This is a genomic window from Fluviicola taffensis DSM 16823 (genome assembly GCF_943372375.1).
Lineage (GTDB): Bacteria > Bacteroidota > Bacteroidia > Flavobacteriales_D > Crocinitomicaceae > Fluviicola > Fluviicola taffensis_A.
Genome location: NZ_CALRYJ010000001.1, coordinates 152,281 through 175,438 on the forward strand (window position 1 = coordinate 152,281; position 23,158 = coordinate 175,438).

Genomic DNA, 23,158 nt, shown 5'->3' on the forward strand with positions numbered 1-23,158 from the left:
ATAAATAAGGGTAAAAAATAAAATTAAATGAATTTAAATCGATAATGATTTATTTTTTCTAACTTTGCCCTCCAATTTTTGTGTAGTGAAGAAATCTACGAATGAGTTCATAATCCCCTTTGTCGGATTGAAAATAGGAACGCATCGCTATGAGTTCAACATAGACAAATCGTTCTTTGAAGGTGTTGAAGACACGCTGATTGAAGATGCAAATGTTCTGGTGGAACTTGCATTTGAAAAGAAGGAAACAATGATGATTGCGGAATTTTCGATTTCCGGAACTGTTGCCACTCCATGTGATCGTTGCAACGATCCGATGGAAATGTCAATTCACGGTGATTACCGCATTGTTTACAAGTTTGGAACAGAAATTTCTGAAGACGAGAACTTAATTGTTCTTCATCCGGAAACGTTTGAACTGGATATTTCAGCACCGATCTATGAGTTGTTGGTTATCTCATTGCCAGCTCGGAAAATTCACCCGGAGGGAGAATGCAACGAGGAAGTGATGGGTTTGTATAACAAGTACATTGTGAATGCAAATGAGCCGGAAGACAACGATTGGGACGAAGACGACGAAGATTGGGATGAGGAAGATGACACTGACGAAGATTGGGACGACGAAGAAGGAGAGGACGAAGATGATTCGGATGATGATCCAGACAACGACAAACCGATAGACCCCAGATGGTCCGTATTAAAAAATTTGAATTAACGATTGAAATAAATAAGTAAAATGGCACATCCAAAGCGCAGAATCTCGACAACAAGACGCGACAAGAGAAGAACTCACGTCAAAGCAATTGCGAAGAACATTGCAACTTGTCCTACAACAGGACAACCACACTTGTTCCACCATGCTCACTGGCATGAAGGCAAATTGTACTACAAAGGAAGAGTAGTAGCAGAGAAAGAAGTAGCGATTTAATTCGCTGTAACATTCCTCCTGATGAAGATAGGAATAGATATTTTGGGCGGTGATTTTGCACCTGAGGCCAATATAGCCGGTGCTGTACTTGCTAGAAAAGAACTTCCTCAGGACGTGCGTCTCGTGTTGATTGGCGACCAAGATCAAATCTTGAGTGGCCTTAACGCGTTGAATGAAAATCCGGATGCGTATGACATTGTTCATGCACCGGATGTCATTACCATGCACGACCATCCTACACGGGCAATTCCAAACAAACCGAACAGCAGTATTGCCGTCGGTTTTGACTTGCTCGCGAAAAAGGAAATAGACATTTTCGCAGGTACCGGAAACACCGGTGCAATGCTGGTTGGTGCAATCTATAAGATTAATACCATTGCCGGTATCATCCGTCCGTGTATAACTTCTGTACTACCAACAGTTGATGGGAAGAATTCCATCTTGTTGGATGTTGGTGCAAATGCTGATTGCAAACCCGATGTTCTTTATCAATTTGCCATTCTGGGTAGTCTTTACGCCAAAAGTGTTTATGGCGTGGAAAAACCGAGGATCGGTCTGTTGAATATTGGTGAAGAAGATACCAAAGGAAATCTATTGACGATTGCGGCTCACAAACTGATGGCTGAATCGGATGAGATCAATTTCATTGGCAATATTGAAGGTCGCGATTTATTTACCGGCATGGCAGACGTCATCGTTTGTGATGGATTCACAGGGAATATTGCTTTAAAGCAAGCCGAAGGAATCTATACCCTCATGCGTAAAAGAGGTATTCGCGATGAGTACTTTGACCGTTTCAATTATGAAAATTACGGCGGAACTCCGATTCTTGGAGTGAAGGGTAATGTCATTATCGGTCATGGTATCTCCAATGACAAAGCTGTAAGAAGTATGCTACTACACTCCTACGAGGTAGCAAAATCAGATCTTACAAAAAACATTAACGACGCTTTTAATCAATAAAATGAGTAAAATCACAGCAGCAATAACAGGCGTTTGTGGCTATCTTCCTGAGGAAGTGGTAACAAATGACGACTTAGCTAAAATTGTTGATACCTCTGACGAATGGATTACCTCAAGAACTGGAATTAAGGAAAGACGTATTCTTCGTGATGGCGCCTGCTCCGATATTGCAGCTGCTGCAGTAAAAGGATTGTTAGAGAAAACCAATACCGATCCATTGGACATCGAGTTGGTGATTCTGGCAACCGTCACTCCTGATTACCCTTTTCCATCAACTGCCAATGTAGTATGTGATAAACTGGGACTGAAGAACGCTTGGGGTTTCGACTTGATCGCAGCCTGTTCGGGTTTCATTTATGGTTTACAAACAGGAGCAAGTTTTATCGAATCCGGAAAACATAAAAAGATCATTGTAATCGGAGTGGACAAGATGAGTGCTATTCTGGATTACGAAGACCGCACAACTTGTGTGATCTTTGGTGATGGAGGTGGTGCTGTCTTATTGGAACCGAATACGGAAGGTATGGGGATCCAGGATGCAATTTTACGTTCCGATGGCGCAGGTAGACATTATTTGTATCAACCGGGTGGCGGATCGGCAAATCCTCCGACACATGAAACGGTAGATCAACGAATGCACTACGTAAAACAGGAAGGTAAGCAAGTATTTAAATTTGCTGTAACCAACATGGCTGAAGTTTCAGCTGAGATCATGGAACGCAATAACCTTACTGCTGCTGATGTAGATTGGTTGGTACCACACCAGGCAAACCTGCGCATCATTGATGCAACAGCAGACCGAATGGGTGTTCCGAAAGAAAAGGTAATGGTGAACATTCAACGTTACGGAAACACTACTGCAGGTACTCTTCCACTTTGTTTGTGGGATTGGGAAAAACAATTGAAAAAAGGCGACAATCTCATCCTATCCGCTTTTGGTGGTGGATTTACATGGGGTGCCGTGTATTTGAAATGGGCTTATAATTCTTAAATAATCGAAAACAACTATTAAATTATACTGATATGAATCTGAACGAAATCCAAGACTTAATTAAGTTTGTAGCAAAATCAGGTGTTACGGAAGTAGAAATCGAGCAAAAAGACTTTAAAATCACGATTAAATCAGAGAAAAAATCTGATTCTCAAATTATCGTGCAAGCAGCAGCTCCAGTTGTTCCTCAAATGGTAGCTCCGCAAGTTGCAGCGCCACAAGTTGCAGCTCCTGCAGCTGAATCGGCAGCTCCTGCAGCTCCAAGCGAGGATTCAAAGTATATCACTGTGAAATCTCCAATGATCGGTACATTCTACCGCTCTTCAGGTCCGGACAAAGAACCATTCGTGAGTGTTGGACAATCAGTTAACAAAGGTGAAACAGTTTGTATCATTGAAGCGATGAAATTATTCAATGAGATTGAAGCTGAGTTTTCCGGTAAAATCGTGAAAGTATTAGTTGACGATGCTACACCGGTAGAATACGATCAACCATTATTCTTGGTAGATCCTGCTTAATTGATAGTTGTCTTCCAAAGAATACAGCTAGTAACTCATTAAACACGATTTTATGTTCAAAAAAATACTAATTGCCAACCGTGGTGAAATTGCCTTGCGTATCATTCGTACATGTAAGGAAATGGGAATCAAAACGGTTGCAGTATATTCTACTGCTGACAAAGAAAGTTTGCCAGTTCGTTTTGCAGATGAAGCGGTTTGTATCGGGCCTCCCCCGAGCAATAAATCGTATTTGTCTATCGCAAACATTATAGCTGCTGCGGAAATCACCAATGCAGATGCCATTCACCCGGGATACGGATTTCTTTCTGAGAACGAAAAATTCTCCCGTGTTTGTCAAGAACACAACATTAAATTCATTGGTGCTTTGCCTGAGCAAATTGCCGGAATGGGTGACAAAGCAACTGCTAAAGCAACGATGATCGCTGCAGGTGTTCCTTGTATTCCAGGATCCAAAGGTTTGTTGAAAGATTTGGATGATGCACGTGAAACTGCGAAAGTGGTTGTTTATCCGATCATTTTGAAAGCAACTGCCGGTGGTGGTGGAAAAGGAATGCGTATCGTTTGGAAAGAAGACGAGTTGGAAACAGCTTGGAATTCTGCTCGTCAGGAAGCTGGTGCGGCATTCGGTAACGACGGGATCTACATGGAGAAATACATTGAAGAGCCACGTCACATTGAAATTCAAATCGCAGGTGACCAATACGGAAACGCATGTCACTTATCGGAACGTGATTGTTCCATCCAACGTCGTCACCAAAAATTGGTAGAGGAAACTCCTTCTCCATTCATGACGGACGAATTGCGTGAGAAAATGGGTCAGGCGGCTATCAAAGCTGCGAAGGCTGTGAACTACGAAGGTGTTGGAACAGTGGAATTCCTGGTTGATAAGAACCGTGATTTCTACTTCATGGAAATGAACACACGTATTCAAGTAGAACATACCATTACGGAGGAAGTAATCAATTACGATCTGATCAAAGAGCAAATCAAAATTGCTGCCGGACACAAAATTTCCGGGAAGAACTACTATCCTCAAATGCATGCGATCCAATGTCGTATCAATGCAGAGGATCCGTATGCTGATTTCCGTCCGTCTCCGGGAAAAATTACCAGTTACCATTCACCGGGTGGACATGGTGTGAGAATCGATACACATGCATACGCAGGTTACACGATCCCTCCGAACTATGACTCGATGATCGGAAAACTGATTGTAGTTGCTCAAACACGCGAAGAAGCAATCCTTAAAATGAAACGCGCCTTGGATGAATACATCATCGAAGGAATTAAAACAACGATTCCATTCCACCAAAAATTGATGGAAGATCCTCAGTTCAACGAAGGAAACTTCACAACGAAGTTCATGGAAACGTTTGAGTTTTAAGAGAACGAAATAATATAGATGAAAGCCTCGACAGAAATGTTGGGGCTTTTTTGGTTAGCTTAAAACCTCTTTGTAATCAAATTGAATGCTTTCTATCTCATAAACATCAACTTTAACACATTCAAATTTCTCAACGGAGAATATTGTAAGATTATAACCACTTGCATTTAATGAACTTTGAAACTTAACACCATCAAACCCTATAGATTTAATAAACTCTGACAAATATTGTGTGGGCAAGTAATCGATATCCTTATCTAGTCTCCTAATAGGTAAGGCTAACTCTGTTTGTAAAGTTTGTATGAAAGGCACAAAAATTAAGTAGTCGTCTACTGCCTCATTTTCAGACCAACTAATTGGGTCGTAAATCGGACTACATAAATTTAAAATCCTAATATCTTCTTTCAGTCTAAACTCACCAACAGTTACATAATCAAATAAACTTGATCTCGTCTCATACATTGAGGTTTTAACACTATCAGCAAGATATAAATAAGAAATTCCTCTTGGATTAGCTCGTCCAGCACTTGCCTTTTCAGGAGGAGGATTTCCCATTTCTTCCTTTTCAAAACCAATTTTGGATGAAATACGACTTCTAAAGAAAATTTTTCCTTTATGTGAGTAATTAATAAATGCCTCATTCTCAAAGAATCTTCCCAATTTAGACAAATCAATGGTATTACTAATATGAAAACGATTTATATTCTTTATTTCATTCTTGAAATTTTCCCAAACACTATGAATAGCTTGCGATTGTTGTAAATGTTGCTCCTTGTTTAACTTTGAAATCACTTTATTATCAAACAACTCCTGAAACTCTTCTGTATCATTCTCAATAATAGCTAGTAATAATTTTCTAGGATCTAAAACATCGGCATTGAGAATTAAATCTTTAAAATCCTCATTTATTGCATCATAAAAATCAATGCCTGTTTCATTATTCACTTCATATCGACTAAAAATATTTCGAAAAAAGGGTATTAATTCCTTCGGTGAATAAATTGCAACGTTCTTGGAAGAACAAAAATCACAATTACCCATTCTTGAATCAGAAAGAATAATCTTTGATAAATAATTACTTTTAAAACAATTATTACAGCAGTTCATTTTACTTGAATGAATTTACTGACATTTCAATATGGTTCATTGCTGATAGCTTTTTCAGCGTTCCCAAACCTGGGAAATGTCCACTTTCACCCAACTCTTTAAATGATCTAATGGCAAGTGAATCAATGTTTTTACTATTCACCCAAAGAATTAACTTTCCTAAAGCTTCTTCAAACTTTCCACCAATATCCGATGTGTCTTCATTAGAATCAGAAACAAAATGTTTTACCCTTATTTTATTATCAGAAGCAATATAAGATAAGTGAATCGCTACTGCTCTTGGTAAAAAACCAGCTTCCGAATAATCCTCTCCGATGGTTAAAAAATCTGAGAATCCTTTATAACCTTCATCTTTAAAATATAAATGCTCATCGGAAAAAAAACTGTCAACTTCCAAATAATCTGCATTTTTATCTTTCATGTCAAAATAATCACCTAAACTCACTCTAGTAGTTAAATCAAATTCTCGATAGTATCTTTTACCTGTTTTGTCAAGATGAATTACATTATTAACTATAGTAAAATCATCAGATACATCCTTTAAAGATTCAGCAATCCCATCTCGAGTTGAATAGTGCATAAACGTTATTCCTTGAAACTTTAATTTAGATTTCTTAAGAAGATCTAAAATTACAGTTGGTCTGTTATTTTGAGTAATTATTATTGCAGGTTGAAAGTTATTATATCCAGATAAAGTCTCCTCGAGTAATTTAATGATAAGTTCTGTTTCATCCTGTAAATCACCAACTCTCGGATTGATTACCACATTAAAATTCACATCCCTAATAGCGAGAGCCCTTAGTGTAGATTTTAGCGTTGAAGAATCCTTTACGGGTTCAATAATTGGAGAAACCTTTGTCTTATTAGAACTCATGAAATCACACATTTCACGTAATGCTATAAGTTCAAATTGTTTTCCCCTTAAAAAAGGAAAGTACATAGCGGTTAAAATTTATACGTCAAAAAATTAAATAACGTTTGATATTCTTTTTTATTGAGATTCAATGAGTAGCAAATATGCTTTAATTCGTAAGGAGTTTCATCTGATAACAACAAATCAGGACACCTTAATTGTCTTTTCTTTAAACGTTCAATAGCAAGTGATTGAAATTCAAAAATATCAATTGTTTCAATTAGAGAAAAACATTCTTTAAATATTCTTGTGTTTGGGACATTCGGTAAAAATCCAAAATATTTTTTTACAATCTCCAAGTATTCACTTTTCCTCAATACTTTGAAAATAGTCAAATGATCTAAAAACAATTCGTTCTTTTGAGCATCCTTAACGGTAATCAACTTGTTTTCATCTGTAAACTCAATAATTCCTACGCATGTTGTAAAATATTCCTGCAATAACTTCTCAATGAATTTTGTACTTGCTACAACATATACCTTGTCAGCAAATTTTAAATAATCAGAAACTTGCTTGGTGAGTTTATCAAGGCTATCATACTCAGTTTTTATTTCATAAACTCGGGCTTCTCCATTTAGCAAAACAAAATCAGCAATCGAAGAACCTATATTAAATTCATTAATTACAGTTGTAGTTTCTAATGAATATTTGTTTAATAAAAGTTCATTGATCAACGTATTCTTATAAACATATTCATTTCTATAATCTACAACCAAGTTCTTGTATAATGTTGAAATAAATTCAGAGTAATTCAAAAAATTATAGTCTGATAAATGCTTATTGATTCTTTCAGAAAAAATAGTGGTATTGCAATTAACTAAATTCTTAAATACAGAATTACTTAGAAGTTGCGATAAACTTCTAAGACTTTCCTTATCATGTGTTAAAGACAACATAGCGCAAATATACAACTTTCAGTTCCTTAAACGAATTGTCGTCAATTTGGTTACTTATTAATCAAAATACGGTTAGATCATTTATACCGCATTTGCCGTATTTATCACCTTTAAAACCAAACAATTCGCGTTTGCAAAAACTATTTGCATAAATTCACTTCGTGAAAACGAAACGAAGTATCCTACAACAGCTACTGGTGAACATCCTTGTTCCCGTATTGCTCATATTTTCCATTGTTTTCTATCTCACCTACCAATACAATCTGGACAAGGTTGAAAGCGATATTGCCCAGCAAAAGAAGAACATTGTAGAAGAAACGCGGAATTTGATCGAATACTACGATTTCTCCATGCGTACACACGAGCAATCGCTTATTCAACGGATGCACGATGCCTCTAAGGAAATTCAATTCGTCTTAAAAAATCAAAACGCCAAATCGGTGGATCTGGTCAACTTGCAACATGCGTTGGGAATGGACTCTTCTCGGGAGGACATCTACCTCATTGACCGGAACCTGCGGATCATTAACACGACTTTCAAACCGGATCTGGGGCTGGACTTTAAAAAGCTCAATCAAACCTTCATTCCCTTTTTCAATAAAATTTTCGAAACCAAAACTTTCAAAGAAGACCGTTTCGGACTGGAAATCAAAACGGGGAAAATCAAAAAATACAGCTACCAAACTTCTTTTGACGGAAGGCACATCATTGAGTTGGGATTCTACTCCAAATCGGCGGATGAATTCAAGCAATTGCTGCTTTCCAAGATTCGCAGTCTGAACAAACGCTTCGAGGCGATCGACCGGGTGGAATTGTATTTGGGAGTGAAAGAAATCGTAGACATCTCCATCAAGGATCCAAAGCTTCAAAAGGCCTACCTCCAATGTCTGGATCAGGAGAAAAATATCATTATCGATACGGACAATCCGGCTTCAAGAGGTGAAGAGTTCACGGAATTTGTCTTTCTACCCGTACTGGAATCGAAATTGTATTCCGGATATGTACTGGAATTGGGTACGAATGACCTTCCCTATCAAAATTTGATTGATGATTTATTGCTTCGATTCGGAATTGTCTTTTTGCTGACGGTCATCATCCTGACAACCATCGTTTACTTCCGTTCCCGCAAACTCACCAAACCGATCCAGGAATTGGCTCGTAAGACCGAAACGATTTCAACAGAGAACCTGGATCAGACCATTGAGATCACCGGAAGTCTGGAACTCGACCTGCTTTCCAAAAACTTCAATTCGATGATGCAAAAACTGCGTCATTCCTATGAAAACCTGGAAGAAAAAGTGGTGGAACGAACCCAGGAACTCCAGGAACAAAAACTGATTGTCGAATCGAAGAATCACGAAATCGTAGAAAGCATCCAATACGCGCGCTTCATCCAGCAAGCTTTATTGCCCTTAGAGTCGGAAATCCAGGAAAGCTTTGACGAAAACGCCTTTGTCTATTACGCTCCGAAGGACATCATTGCCGGGGATTTCTTCTGGTTTGAGAAACGGAATACCATCAGTTGGTTTGCCGTAGCAGATTGCACGGGTCATGGAGTTCCAGGAGCGATGGTGAGCGTACTTTGCATCAATGCCCTGCATCAATCACTGGCTTCAGATGAAAACCGGAATACGGGAGAACTGCTGAACCATGTCCGTGAGTTGGTTGTTCAGACATTGACAAAAGAAGCACGTTCGGTAAAAGACGGAATGGACATTTCACTTGCGCGTTTTGATCATGAAACGAATGTACTTCAATGGACAGGAGCAAATAATCCCTTGTGGATCTTCCGCGGGGAAGAGATTCTTGCAACCAGTCCGGACAAGCAACCCGTTGGTCAGTTTGATGGTGCGAAACCGTTCACAACGCATGAGATTCAATTGCAGGAGAATGATTGGATCATCCTCTTTTCAGACGGCTATGCAGATCAATTCGGCGGACCGAAAAACAAAAAATACAAATACGCCACCTTCAAAGATTTCATACAGGCACATAAAGACAAAAGCGGTTTGGAATTAAAAGCTTGTCTGAAAGAAGAATTCGAAGCATGGAAAGGACAACACGAGCAGACAGATGATGTTTGTGTGATGGGGATAAAATTAGTTTAGTTTAAAGGTTACCGGAAGACTAAAAGTACTGTTTACAGCTTTTTCGCTTATTTTTCCAGGTCTCCATTTCGGCATAGATTTGACCATACGAACGGCTTCCTGGTCACACTCCGGACAATTAACTACTCCCTTTTTAATCTGTACATTCGAAATACTTCCGTCTTTCATTACATAAAACTGGAGAAAACATTTTCCCTGAAGTCCTCTTTCCAGAGCCATTTGCGGGTATCTCAGATTTTCTGACATGTATTTTCTCAAAGCTACCACCCCTCCGGGAAAATCAGCCGGCTCATCCACCATATCATAAATAACCGGCTCCTGTGTTTCAACGGTCTTCTTTGGCACTGAGACAGGTTCCGGGTCTTGAGAAAAAGCAGCTCCGGAAACTAACAGAAGTGCGGAAATCAATAATTTTTTTTTCATTTTAATCAATATTACAATTTAAAAGTAACTGGAATTGAAAACAAACTATTCACTTTTTCACCGTTATTTACCCCAGGTTTCCAGTTGGGCATACTTTTCAATAAACGAATTGCTTCTGCATCACATTCCGGACAATCAGGCACTCCCTTTTTCACTTTGACATCTGAAATACTTCCATCCTTTTGAACTACAAACTGCAGAAAACACTTTCCTTCAATTTTACTCTTTCGCGCATTTTCCGGATACCTCAAATTTTCCTTTACATAGGAAAAGAATCCTGTCGCACCTGTTGGAAATTCAGCAGGTTCCTCTACAAAGGCATAAATAGGTTCTTGTTGCGGTTCAATAGTCGGTGTTTCAGATTTGGGTTCATTCACCTGTCCAAAAGATTGAAAACAACCAAAGCTTAGCAAGAAGATGAAGCCTGATTTAGTTAAGCTAGAATTCATTGTATTGTTTTTATAAAGATAGCTAGTTTGCTTTAAGATTAAAGACTACCGGAAGCATATATTTCGTTGGAATGGGTTTTCCATCCAGAAGTCCTGGTTTCCATTTCGGCATCAATTTCAATACCCGTAAAACTTCCCGATCACAACTCGGACAATCTGCAACTCCATTTCTAACGACGAAATTCTTACACGATCCATCTTCATCAATCAAAAATTGAACCCGACAAACTCCCTGATATCCACTATCGATCGCTTCCTGCGGATGAACCAGGTTCTCTGCAATGAACTTCTTCAAGGCAACGGAACCGCCCGGAAATTCTGCCGGTTCTTCCGGATCAACAAATAATTCTGCTTGCGCAAACCCATTCACGCTGAGAAATAGACTTAAGATGAACAGAAATTTCATAAATCCTTTCATTTACCGACAATAGTACATTTTTCCGGAATCCTACTCAAAGAAAAAATACCAAGTGTCCCTTTTGTTTAGTAAAAGGAGATTTCCAAACATTCAAGCGATTAAGAACTAAAAAGCGGAAAAGAGAATGAATCCCTTTCCCGCCAAATAGCAACAATTACAAGTGGTTAGTAACTAACTACATTTCAGTTACCCTGAATTCTGTTCTTCGGTTCAGCTGGTGAGCCTTTTCAAAATCTGCTCCTTTCAATTTAGAAATCGCTGCATCCTGCATCAATGGTTTACTTTCTCCATAACCTTTTGCTTTGATACGGTTGGAAGCAATTCCTTTGGAAATGATGTAATCAACCGCAGATTTCGCACGCTTTTCCGAAAGTATCAGGTTCTTCTCAGCGCTACCCCGCGTATCGGTGTGTGATCCCAATTCGATCTTGATTTTCGGATTATCCTGCATCACTTTTACGATCTTATCCAATTCTTTCGCCGCATCCGGTCGAATGCTCCATTTCATGTAATCGTAATAAATGGAATTCAGGTCGATCAACTTCGCTAAATCCGTACCAACGGTTACTTTGCCCATAACCGGGTCAATAAATGCGTTCACATCGATGCGTTCCACCAAATCCAGTGTATCATACAATACAAACGTCGTTGTCAGATAACCTGATTTTTCCAATAACAAGGAAATACCGAACGGATCTCCGTAATGGAACTCTTCAATGGTATCCGTTTCAAAATAACCCTGATCGTCCGTTTTTAAAGTCATCATATCTTTTGCAGTCCGAAGGTTCGTAACTTTCACAGTCACATTACTTAAAACATTTCTAGTGTCTTTGTCCCTAATCGTTCCAACTACATAATACTTGAGTATCGGGGTCATTTCCACATCCTGCTTTAAATCTGCTTCGTTGTTCTTCCAGCTCAGGATTTGTTCTGCATCCTCGAAACGTTGCTTTTCGGCATGCAGATCCATTTGCTCATCCGAAGAAGACACATCAAATGAATAAAATCCATGCTGGTCTGCTTTCACCGTATCAATCGGCTGCTGGTTTTCATCTCTCAGCACCAACACTGCATCCGGAATGGTATCTCTGCGCAATTGATCAATCACATATCCCGAAACCGTTTTTGCACCATAAGGTTTGAATTGGTTGAATGCACAGATATCGTCATCTCCCGTTCCTCCTTCCCTATTGGTCGAAAAATACCCTTTCTTTTGCTCTACGTCGTTCAGGAAGCCAAAATCATCGGCAGTGGAATTCAGTGGTTCTCCCGCATTGGTCAAGTCCTTTACTTCTCCGGATTTATTCAGTCGGGAAACAAATACGTCCAATCCTCCAAAACCGTAATGGCCATTGGAAGCAAAAAACAAGAGTTTGTTCTTACTGTGATAGAAGGGAAACAACTCGTCCATTAAGGTATTTACAAGAGGTCCCATATTTTTCGGTTTCCCATAGTTCCCCAAACTGTCAATACTTACTTGGTAAATATCCATTCCACCATAAGAACCCGGCATGTCCGATGAAAAGTACAATGTTGCTCCATCAGCAGAAACAGACGGATGTGCACAGGAATATTCATCACTGTTAAAACTGCATTCGTGTGTATTCACAATCTTACCTTTGTACCACTCCCCGACATACACTTTCAAGCGCATATTGCCCGTCGAATCGTTTTTCCCGCGGCCATCGTCGAAGTTGTTTCGGGTAAAATAGAATCTGCCGTGAACCGTATCCATTGTTCCGGAAGCATCGTGATAACGCGTATTTTCATCAAAGCGTTTTACTTTACTGAATCCTTCTTCGGTGTAATTCGCAATGAATAAATCATACAACGGTTTATTATTCAATGCATGATACCTGCGAACAGCTACACGCTGATCCCTGGTGCTGGCAAAAATAACCTGCTTGTCCGATACCGGAATAACACTCATTTCTGCATATTCACTGTTACCTTTCTGGGTACGAATCTCAAAATTCGGTTTCTCCTTGGCAGATTTCATGAATTTATCCAATTCACCAAGTCTGTATACTGTGAGGGAATCCTTTCCGTACTTAGTCAGTGATTGTTCCAATACCTCACGAGCTTCCAGGTATTTCCCTTTCGTTCCAAGTAGCAGGGAATAACGCATGAAATCCTCCCGCGTAAGGGTGTTATTGCGTTTCTTGTATCCGTACCATTCCAGAGCTTTATTCTGATTTCCGGATTGATCGTATGACTCGGTGATGTGATCCGAAATCTTTACAGAATCTACTCCTCGTTCCAATACATCTTCATAAGCTTCAGCTGCATCCGCATATACTCCACCCGAGTACAATTTTTCCGCATACTTTAAGCGGTTTTGCTGAGCGAAAAGCTGGGAACTCATTACAAAACCGAGTCCCAATAGTAATAATGCTCTCATAATCTTAAAAATAGCGTGGCGAAGCCAAATCTCTGTGTTTGTAAATAAAGTCATAGCTAATCATCAGCTCATGAGTTCCATAATTGTACTTTACCAGTTTCGAAGTCGTTACCTCAAATCCATAACCGATCTTGAACTGATTATTGAGCTGGAACTGGGCATATGCTCCAGCACTCTCTTTGATCCGGTAATTTCCTCCCAACCAAAAACGGTCGTAGAAAATCACTGCCAGTGAACCATCTATTGCAATAGGTGCCTGCTCGGTGATCTTCACCATTGCTGCAGGCCGTAATTTCAACTGACGGTTCAATTTTACATAACCACCAACCATTAGATAGTAGTGGCGTTGTTCTTTCATCAACAAGGAAGCCGATTTAAAATTCTCCAGTAGTTTCGGAACCGCAATTCCAGCAAAGAACTGTTTGGAGTAATAATAAATTCCTCCTCCGAAATTGAATTTCGCCACATTGTTGTAGCGGTATTGCAAGGTCGGATCATCAGCCTGATTGGTATACAAGCTGGTCAGATCGCCATTAAGCAGCTGCACTCCTCCCTTCAGTCCGAAAGCCAGTTTTCCCTTGTTCTTAAACCGCAGCGCGTAGGAAAAATCCGCATTGATCCAGTTGGTATTGATTGGCCCCACCTTATCATTGATAAAGCTAAATCCAACTCCAGCCGACTCATACTTCAAGGGTGTATGCATCTGAAAAGTAGTTGTCATCGGAGCCCCTTTGAATCCCATCCATTGCTGGCGGTGAAGAGCAGAAAGGTTCAACATGCCCCTACTTCCCGCATAAGCGGGATTGTAGTAGAGCATATTATCTAAGTTTTGCAAAAACTGTGGTTCCTGCTGTGCGTAAGTCGGGAAAATCATTCCTGCCAGGAATAATACTCCGCATGCATGTAGTAATTTCATAAAGCCCAGTTTATTTTCGTTTCAGGTAGATATAACCTGTATATACTTTGTGGTAGAACTTGCTTGCAGCATCTCCTCCGATTTGCAATACATAGTAGAATGTACCTTCCGGCAATTCATTTCCACCGATATTCATTCCGTTTTGGGAAGTTCCGTCCCAGTCATTTTTGTAATCATCGGATTCAAAAACCACAGCTCCCCAGCGATTCACGATCTGAACCGTTGAGTTTGGATAGCTCTCCAGGTTCTCAATGTACCAGGTGTCATTCATTCCGTCTGCATTCGGGGTCACTGCTTCCGGAATGATCAACTCACAAAAGTCAATCGATACCGAAGCATTACCGTAAGCCAAACATCCACCCGGAAGAGTAACTTCCACGCTATATGATCCACTTTGGTTTACATCACTACTCACAAAATGGTAAGTAGAACCGGTTCCTACCTGGTTATTATTGAAGGTCCAGATATAAGTCGATCCTGCAGATGCATTCGTTACTTCCAAGCTCACCTCTTCTCCAACACAGAAGGTAGTAGAAGGAGAAACCGAAACGTTAACGGTACTGGAAGGAAACACATTCACCACAAAAGAAACTGTCGTTTGATTACCGGAAGCATCTGTCGCGGTATAAGTCACCGTGGTATTTCCCAGCGGGAACGTTGCACCACTAGTATGAGTAGACGTGTATGTCACTCCCGGACAGTTGTCCGTAACCACTTCTGTCCAAGTCGGTACATTTCCGTCACAAACAGTCAAGTCTGAAAGTCCACTGATTACAGGTGGTTCCACATCGTTTACTGTTACATCAAATGAACAGCTAAAGGTGTTTCCGGCTGCATCAGTAGCGGTATAAATCACAGTCGTTGTTCCTGTCGGGAAGTTGTCTCCCGGGGTATAATTACTCGTAAGAGAAACTGCCGAACAATTATCCGTTGCTGTAGGAGCAATCCAGTTTACAACTGCGCCACATACTCCCGGATCATTATTCACCGTTATATCTGAAGGGCAATTCGTAAAGACAGGAGCTTCCGTATCGTTTACCGTAATATCAAACGAACATGTTGCTGTATTTCCGGCTGCATCCGTTGCAGAATAGGTAACCGTTGTGGTTCCAAGCGGGAAATTATCTCCCGAATTATGCGTTGACGTCATCGTAACACCCGGACAATTATCCGTTGCTACCGGTAAAGTCCAAGTCACCATTGCACCACAAACAGACGGATCATTTGAAACCGACATGTTCGACGGACAACCGTTAATTACAGGTGCTTCGGTATCCGTTACTTCCACATCAAAGGTACAAGTTGCCGTATTTCCTCCTGCATCCGTAAGCGTATAGGTTACAGTGGTTGTCCCAAGATTAAAGAAATCACCCGGGTTATGCGAACTTGTCACCGTAAATCCGGAACAGTTATCTGCTGCTGTCGGCGGTGTCCAGGAAACTACTGCACCACAATCTCCGTTATCATTCGACACAGCGATATTCGCAGGGCAACTGCTAAATGTTGGACTAGTTGTATCCGCAACGATAACAGTTTGATTAACGCCTACGGGATTCCCATTTCCGTCATCAAAGCTCCACGTCAAAGTATAGGTTCCCTGTGTTGAATATGTTGTAGGACTCAAAGTTGTTCCAACAATTGAATCTACGCAGTTGTCAATTGCTATTGGAGCAGTCAATGTGATTGAACACTCAACAACAATAGTATCCGTTATAATTGGAAGAACTGCGGATGTCGTATCATCTACAATGACCGTTTGATTAGCATTGACTGAATTACCCATTCCATCATCGAAGTTCCAGGTTACAGTATATGTCCCCTGTTGATCATAATACAAAGTATCCGATGTAGTTCCCGTTATTGTTCCTAAACAACCGGATGTCATATTCGGATATGGAACTGCAGCAGAACATTCTCCGTAAACGACCGGTAATACCGGTGCAATGAGTGGTAAATTATTATCTACCACCACTATCTGATTCGAAGTTGTAGTATTTCCGGCAGCATCTGTAAATGTCCAGGTAACCGTAAAAGTTCCCTGTGAATTGTAAGACAAAGGATCTGATGTTGTTCCATTAATTAAACTGGAACAATTATCATTTGCTACCGCAACCGGAACAGAAGCTGAACACTGTCCGAAAACAGTATCAAGCGGCTGCACAACAGGCGGAGTTGCATCCGTTACCGTAACCGTAAAGCTACAAGTTGACGGATTATTCGCTGCATCACGAACCGTGTAAAAGATCGTCGTTGTTCCCGAGTTGAACGTTTGGGTTCCAACCTGATTGATTCCTGATGATGGAGACACCGCAACTGTTGCTCCGGTCATAACCCAGGTTACCGAGGAAACCGTACAGTTATCACTGAATGTTAAATTCGGAATTGCGATAGAAGCATCACAGCTCGTAGAAGATGTATTTGCCGTCACATTCGCCGGACAGCTTATTGTTGGAGCTACATTATCTGTAACCGTAACTGTATACGAACAATTCGAAGTATTTCCCGAAGCATCTGTAACAGTATATGTAACTGTTGATGTCCCCAGGTTAAATACCTGCGTTCCCGCATTACCTGTTCCACTTGCTACAACCAAAGCTCCCTGAGTAATAGACCAGTTTAAAGAAGCCACCGTACAGTTATCGGAAACTGTTGGATTCGGTGTTGCAACACTAGCCGTACAAGCCGATGAGCTTGTAAATGCTGTCAGGTTTGACGAACACGAAATCGTTGGATTCACATTATCCGTAACTGTAACTGTATACGAACAATTCGAAGTATTTCCCGAAGCATCTGTAACCGTGTAATTAACAGTTGATGTTCCAAGATTAAAAGCATGTGTTCCTAGGTTGCCTGTTCCTGAAGCCAATACGACAGCTCCCTGAGTAACCATCCATGTCAATGAAGACACCGTACAGTTGTCAGAAACCGTTGGATTTGGTGTAGCAATGCTGGCAGTACAAGCTGATGAACTCGTAAACGCATTCATATTCGAAGGACAAGAAATGGTTGGATTCACATTGTCTGTGACCGTTACCGTATATGTACAGTTAGATGAATTTCCGGAACCATCCGTTACCGTGTAAGTTACCGTAGATGTTCCCAATGAGAACACACGTGTTCCCAGGTTACCACTGCCTGAAGCAACAGTGGTTGCTCCCTGCGTGATTGTCCAGGACAATGAAGAAACCGTACAGTTATCCGAAACGGTCGGGTTTGGAGTGACAACACTTGCCGAACAGGAAGACGTGCCTGTAAAGGCATTCATGTTTGCAGGACAAGAAATCGTTGGATTCACATTGTCGATAACTGTAACAGTGAATGAACACGCTGTTTGGTTATTGGATGCATCCCGAATCGTGTAAGTCACCGGAGTTGTTCCTAAATTAAATGTTTGTGTACCAACATAGTTGATTCCGGTTCCCGGTGAACTACCTGGTGTAACACCTCCCATAGACCAGGTTAACAATGTAACGCCACAGTTGTCGTTAATTACCGGATTCGGAACAGCTACACTTGCATTACAAGTGGAAGCAGTTGTATTCACCGAGATATTTGACGGACAAGTAATGACCGGGGCAATATTATCTGCAATATAATTCACTGCAACGGATGAAGTAGAGGTACATCCGGTAGTTGGATTCGTAACCAATACCGAATAAGTTCCCGCAGCATTCACCGTAGCAGCATCGGTAGAAGCACCCGAAACAACACCTGGGCCTGTCCAACCAAACTGCGCTCCTGCCGTAGAACTACTAGCAGAAACAACTGCAGTAGGAGTATTACAATCCAGGTTTTGAGCAGCTCCAGGAACCACATTCGGACGTGGATTCAGGTTCACCGTGAAATTCACCGGTGTTCCCGTACAGCCGTTAGCTGTTGGTGTCAATGTATAAACCACCGCTGTTGGTGCCGCATTGAAAGTTGTCATGGTTTCCGTGATCGTTCCTAAACCGGAAGTACCATGTCCGCTAACCCCCGAATAACTCGTCGAAGTCCAGTTCACGGTTGCTGGAACCGTTGTCGTAGGAGTTATCGTAACTGCATTTCCCGAACAAACATCCGCTGTTAGAACCGCATTGTTGATTTGAGGATAAGGGTTTACGGTAATCGCCATGGAACCCACTCCAGGCGGACTGACATTATTAAAACACCTGTCGATAGCAATGGATCCAGCGTAATACGTAATACTCGAAGTCGGCGTGACCGTTGTGGTATAAGTAAATGCAAAAGTTGTCGGATTATAAGATGACAATTGAGAAGCATTCGTAATCGTTTGAGGATAAACGTTCCCTTCACTATCCGAATAATCCAGCTCAAATGGTAATTTCCCTACCCCCGAAATTTGAAGTGTGACACTTTGCCCTGCACAAATAGACGGAGTACCTGAAGTTAACACTGTCGAAGGTACCGGCGGATATGGTTTGAAATCCCATCCTGCGATATTTCCCTGAGCATCTGCCGAGTCACCGGCTGTAAATGCCGCTCTTCCACGCAAAGGCAAGAGAATTTCCCAAGGACCACAAGCTGAAAAGGCATCTGTGATCGTATCACAAGTACTTACCAAATAAGGATGTGCACTTGCACAAATAGTATTCACATTCGGATTTGAAGGATGCGAATAACTGGAACAAGAAGAAGCCGGATCATTTCCGTTTCCAACTCCCCAGATGTCACGCATATTTATGAAATCCGCACAAACGACCGCACTGTCTTTTCTCAAATAAGCCTGGTTTCCGATACCCGGTGTTGTGGAATAGAACTGAATCGTATTTGCCGACGTTCCGATCAAATCCACGTCACATTGATTTTGGAACCACTGAACGGATCCGGAACCCAATGTCAGCGTAGTTCCTTCTTTTACTTCAAAGTCCTTAAAAAACTTATTGGAAGAGAGGATTGTTGATTGCGACCCAACTGGTCCAAACAGTAACATGGAATCAATCAGTGAGTAATTCACATTGAATGAAAGGACTGCACATTCTTTCAAGATTTTCTTCACCTTAAGTCCCGTTGCAGAAGTAAGTGTCGAAATATTGGTGTTTCCGGTTGTCAAATGAATCGTTCTAAATTCGTCTCCATTGGTAATTTCAAAGTTCAATGAATTGGAAGAGGTCACATCATTATATACTTTACCTCCTCCGGTAAAGCCTCCGGAAGCATAAATCTTTGAGTTGGTAGACACAATAGTTACCGTTGACGGATTTAACACCTTATATCCTGCTCCATTAAAATACATGGTGGAATTGGCAAAATTAAAATACCTGGATGCAGTGGTCCAAAGCTCCATATAGGGTGCATTAATCGATTTCCCATTTGTTAAGAATCTTCCTTGAGTGAATAACAATTGACCGGTTGATAGGCTCATATTATCTGTTAACATCCACTCTGTCGTAGCTGCATCCCCATCCAAATAAACGCCATTCTTAAATTGAATCGAATTAGAAGTAATGTGATTTTGAGGAAATGAACCAGTAGGTTGCCCTCTGAATTTCACAACACCATTAAAATTATTGACCATATTTTGATGAAACTCCAAACTGGCGAAAACACTTAGGGTTAATGCACCGGCACCGGATAGTTCCGGAAGTTGCCCCGGATTAATATTTCTCCAATAAATAGACCCCACTTCCTGATTTGCGGACAAAACCACTTTTTGAGTTGTTCCTGAAAAAGAAGTATTATCAAACAATACCGTATCCGAACGGGTTGGCGGACATTGTGGTGCAGGTAAAGCTACCGGCAATACCTGTTCCCAGTTATTCGGATCATTCCAGTTGCAAGAACTGTTATTTGCTACCAAAGAGTGTTTCCATCTCAATTTTCGAGGTAAAGATGTCGTTCCTACCCATCCGGAAGTATTCCCGGAAGTATTGGAATTCAAATAGTTTCCTCCCAACCCAGTAATTGGTGAATTGACAATGTTTAAATACGAAGCATTAACAACAGCTGAACTTAAGTTATCTACAATCAAGTTTTCCAGCATAATTTGTTGCGTACATGATCCGTTCAAATTGGCATTACAGCCCCCCGGATAGGAAGAAGTTCCCGAAAAACAAGCACTGAAAGCGGTGTTGGAATAACTCGCCGTAGGAGCCATCAAAATCAGCTTATTCGGTGTTGCAGGAAAATAAGAATAGACATGAGAACCGGGAGCAAATCCTAAGTAAGACCGTACCTTTACATCCGTATTTTCAAGTGCCATTTCAACAGGAACAATGGATACCAATGAATCAATTATAGGAGGAAAACTATTTCTAAAGATGGAACGATAAGTTGTATTTAATTCCATTTTACGAATCACAGTAGCTGCCGATGAACTAATAAACTGAAACCAAGGCTTGGTATTGCCATTCACTTTCAGCGAAACAACCGTATCACCTGAAGTGAAATTAACGCCATGAGAAGGATCACCGATAAAAATCGGAGTAGTAGTATTTGACAAGGTAATCGCATAATACTTTTTATTTGCTCCAAAATCAAGCGTCTGAAAATTTTGGGAATTACAAATAAAATTGGAAGTTCCGGCATTCAACGTAACTCCTTCGATTTTCAAAACCGCACTTGGTCCTGCGCTACCGGTCACGATAACATCACTATCATACAAACTAAGTCCACCTGCAAACGCATATAACCTTCCAGAAATGATTGCACTGTTCCCCGCAGCGCAATTGACCGTACCTGTGTGCACATGACCGCTCTTTATCAAAATGGAATAGTTTCCTTGTCCTCCACAATCTAAATCCGATGTTAACGCAGTCAAACTATCCACGATTAACCAACTATTGGAATTACTTGCTGCATTAAATACAACACCCGCCCTAAATGGTTTGTTACTGGTTTTGATTTGACAACGATAAGGACGATCATTTTTAAAATGATACGTTCCATAAAAATCATTGATCGTTCCCGGGCTAAAGGTCAATGTTCCGTGAATATCCATGTCTACATTGTTCGCAGCGAAGATTCTTCCGGTGCCCAACCAATTGATGCTTCGGGCAATGGATCTTGAAAGATCAGTAACCTGAACATACGAGTTATTATGGAAAACAACGGAATCCATTAATGTAGGCGGACAAGCCGGAGTACCTGGTGTATATCCGGGTCCGGTTGCAACCGGTAATTCAGCTGCATCACGCCAATTGGCACTATTTTTCCAGGAACCATAAGTACTTGCGTTCCCGATATTGGCAGGAGAAGGAATAGGCCCAACCCAAATCAGGGTTCTGGGTGTCGGAAGTGCCGGGAATGTCCATCCCGATGCTCCACCCGACATCATAATAGAACCTGCTCCTGTATTGTAAGGTCCACCCAATGCCCAAATACCATCGTATGAACGAATATTAGCAGAAAGAACGGAACCGGGTGCTCCTAATTCATAGGCCATTTTATATAAGAAGATAGGGCGTTCACATGTTCCCATTTGGAAGAGACTATCGCATACGAATCGTGCGCAACTTCCGATTGCTTCATTGGGTGAAGAACCACCAATAGATGTTTTGTAAAAATAAGACCTCCCCGGCCATAAGATGAGCTTATCGATATTCACCCGAAGCAAAATCCCTAAACCTGAAGTGGAGTAATTCAGATCAATATCTCTCATCAGATTCAAGTTTGAAAAAGAAGGCGTTGTTGTACCGGAATTTACAGATTGAAACAATAAACGGAAAGGCACCCCCAAACTATCCACATTGACATTTGAGAAGGTGTAATTCTTCGGTTGAAATTCCGTTGCGGTTGGACGAAAGTTTAGCGTACTTCCATTAGCTTGCAAGGTATAAATCGAATTTGTACTGCTCCCGTAAGACCAAACATTTCCAATGTTCACTGTACAGTTTTGAATATTCAACGATACAGCAGTTGGTGTGTAAAGATAATAGGTTCCGGTAACCGTTCCGAAATTGTGTGTTAAACTACTTCCTAACGGATTTAAATCAACAATACCTGCATTGTAAATAGTACCCGTTCGTGAATTGTTTTTGGTAACTAATTTTCCATTCGGAGAAATAATAAAATCCGGAGAGCTGCTTAAGTAATTCGTAAAACCTTGTTCGAAATAAACCTCTCCTCTCTTAAGAATTAATCCTCCTCCGGCATTCGCAAGATTCGTTTGAAACGTAACCCGGTCTGTATTAGCGGCCAGATCAACTTCTAAATAACTGGTGTTCGTATAAGTACCGTTAATAACCGTATTGGCAGAAAAATTGGGTTTAAAAATAATAGGAGTCGTGAAAATAGTGGTTCCCACATTCATATTCTTCGTTACTCCGCTCGTTTGCTGGTAGACCCAAATTTGTCCCGTATACAAATTAAAATTGATCGGACTACTGAGATCCATATCTCCATAGAGATTAAAATACAAACTACCGGCCCAATTAACCGAAGCAGTAACCGTAATATTTCTTGCCGTTTTAGCGGTACCGATACCCAAAGTAACGGTATAACCTCCAACAGGACCAGAGAAAGAATCAAATACGACGTCATCGTTTGAGGTTGGCTGGGATGAATAAAATTGCCCCGATGAAGGAAATTGCACAGGATCGGAAGACCAATGATTACTTGCATCAGACCATTCGCCAGTTCCCCCTCTCCAATAATAGGTAGCAGCTTGAGCTCTGTGAATGGAGCATACCAAAAGCAATAAAAATAACAAAGTCGGCAATAAAGCTTCCCTTCTTAAAAAAAGTAGTTTTTTCCACATAATACGTAACAATTAGTTAGAAGTTGTTGTAGCAATTCGCTA

General features: G+C 40.8%; 16 protein-coding genes. 7 read left to right on the forward strand and 9 right to left on the reverse strand.

The window, feature by feature from the left end; genetic code table 11:
- Nucleotides 1-85 precede the first annotated feature (85 nt).
- Genes AAG807_RS00620 through accC form a run of 6 tightly spaced genes read left to right on the forward strand, consistent with a single transcriptional unit; the run spans nt 86 to nt 4,787 of the window.
- Nucleotides 86-715 carry a DUF177 domain-containing protein gene (locus tag AAG807_RS00620; RefSeq protein ID WP_341899836.1) on the forward strand — a complete coding sequence of 210 codons (630 nt, stop codon included), beginning with the start codon at nt 86-88 and terminating at the stop codon, nt 713-715.
- A gap of 21 nt (nt 716-736) precedes the next feature.
- On the forward strand, nt 737-928 hold the full coding sequence (rpmF, locus tag AAG807_RS00625; RefSeq protein WP_013686016.1) for a 50S ribosomal protein L32: 192 nt from the start codon (nt 737-739) through the stop codon (nt 926-928).
- A gap of 21 nt (nt 929-949) precedes the next feature.
- Nucleotides 950-1,891, forward strand: a complete 942-nt coding sequence (gene plsX, locus AAG807_RS00630; RefSeq protein ID WP_341899839.1) for a phosphate acyltransferase PlsX — start codon at nt 950-952, stop codon at nt 1,889-1,891.
- 1 nt (nt 1,892) lies between these two features.
- A complete protein-coding gene (locus AAG807_RS00635) occupies nt 1,893-2,882 on the forward strand; it encodes a beta-ketoacyl-ACP synthase III (protein WP_341899841.1) in 990 nt (329 codons plus the stop codon).
- A gap of 32 nt (nt 2,883-2,914) precedes the next feature.
- Nucleotides 2,915-3,400 (forward strand): acetyl-CoA carboxylase biotin carboxyl carrier protein, encoded by a 486-nt coding sequence (gene accB / locus AAG807_RS00640; RefSeq protein WP_341899843.1) that lies wholly within the window; start codon nt 2,915-2,917, stop codon nt 3,398-3,400.
- Nucleotides 3,401-3,452: 52 nt separating this feature from the next.
- Nucleotides 3,453-4,787, forward strand: a complete 1,335-nt coding sequence (gene accC / locus AAG807_RS00645; RefSeq protein WP_341899845.1) for an acetyl-CoA carboxylase biotin carboxylase subunit — start codon at nt 3,453-3,455, stop codon at nt 4,785-4,787.
- A 54-nt stretch (nt 4,788-4,841) separates the two neighbouring features.
- Here accC and AAG807_RS00650 read toward each other — a convergent pair whose 3' ends face one another.
- The 3 genes from AAG807_RS00650 to AAG807_RS00660 are packed head-to-tail and all read right to left on the reverse strand — an operon-like array spanning nt 4,842 to nt 7,703.
- Nucleotides 4,842-5,894 (reverse strand): RES domain-containing protein, encoded by a 1,053-nt coding sequence (locus AAG807_RS00650; protein ID WP_341899847.1) that lies wholly within the window; start codon nt 5,892-5,894, stop codon nt 4,842-4,844.
- A 1-nt stretch (nt 5,895) separates the two neighbouring features.
- Nucleotides 5,896-6,834 (reverse strand): sce7725 family protein, encoded by a 939-nt coding sequence (locus tag AAG807_RS00655; RefSeq protein ID WP_341899848.1) that lies wholly within the window; start codon nt 6,832-6,834, stop codon nt 5,896-5,898.
- A gap of 5 nt (nt 6,835-6,839) precedes the next feature.
- Nucleotides 6,840-7,703, reverse strand: a complete 864-nt coding sequence (locus AAG807_RS00660) for a sce7726 family protein (RefSeq protein ID WP_341899850.1) — start codon at nt 7,701-7,703, stop codon at nt 6,840-6,842.
- A 161-nt stretch (nt 7,704-7,864) separates the two neighbouring features.
- Here AAG807_RS00660 and AAG807_RS00665 point away from each other — a divergent pair, with 161 nt between their 5' ends.
- Nucleotides 7,865-9,811, forward strand: a complete 1,947-nt coding sequence (locus AAG807_RS00665; RefSeq protein ID WP_341899851.1) for a SpoIIE family protein phosphatase — start codon at nt 7,865-7,867, stop codon at nt 9,809-9,811.
- Here AAG807_RS00665 and AAG807_RS00670 read toward each other — a convergent pair.
- From AAG807_RS00670 to AAG807_RS00695, 6 genes are all read right to left on the reverse strand, one after another.
- Entirely contained in the window at nt 9,803-10,234 is a 432-nt protein-coding gene (locus tag AAG807_RS00670) for an energy transducer TonB (RefSeq protein WP_341899853.1), read from the reverse strand. The two genes, AAG807_RS00665 and AAG807_RS00670, sit on opposite strands and share 9 nt — an antisense overlap.
- An 11-nt stretch (nt 10,235-10,245) precedes the next feature.
- On the reverse strand, nt 10,246-10,683 hold the full coding sequence (locus AAG807_RS00675) for an energy transducer TonB (protein WP_341899855.1): 438 nt from the start codon (nt 10,681-10,683) through the stop codon (nt 10,246-10,248).
- A 22-nt stretch (nt 10,684-10,705) separates the two neighbouring features.
- On the reverse strand, nt 10,706-11,089 hold the full coding sequence (locus AAG807_RS00680) for an energy transducer TonB (protein ID WP_341899856.1): 384 nt from the start codon (nt 11,087-11,089) through the stop codon (nt 10,706-10,708).
- 187 nt (nt 11,090-11,276) lie between these two features.
- Nucleotides 11,277-13,502: an OmpA family protein gene (locus AAG807_RS00685; RefSeq protein ID WP_341899857.1), complete on the reverse strand. Its 2,226-nt coding sequence runs from the start codon at nt 13,500-13,502 to the stop codon at nt 11,277-11,279.
- A gap of 4 nt (nt 13,503-13,506) precedes the next feature.
- A complete protein-coding gene (locus AAG807_RS00690; RefSeq protein WP_341899859.1) occupies nt 13,507-14,418 on the reverse strand; it encodes a type IX secretion system membrane protein PorP/SprF in 912 nt (303 codons plus the stop codon).
- A 10-nt stretch (nt 14,419-14,428) separates the two neighbouring features.
- Nucleotides 14,429-23,116 (reverse strand): HYR domain-containing protein, encoded by an 8,688-nt coding sequence (locus AAG807_RS00695; protein WP_341899861.1) that lies wholly within the window; start codon nt 23,114-23,116, stop codon nt 14,429-14,431.
- Nucleotides 23,117-23,158 lie beyond the last annotated feature (42 nt).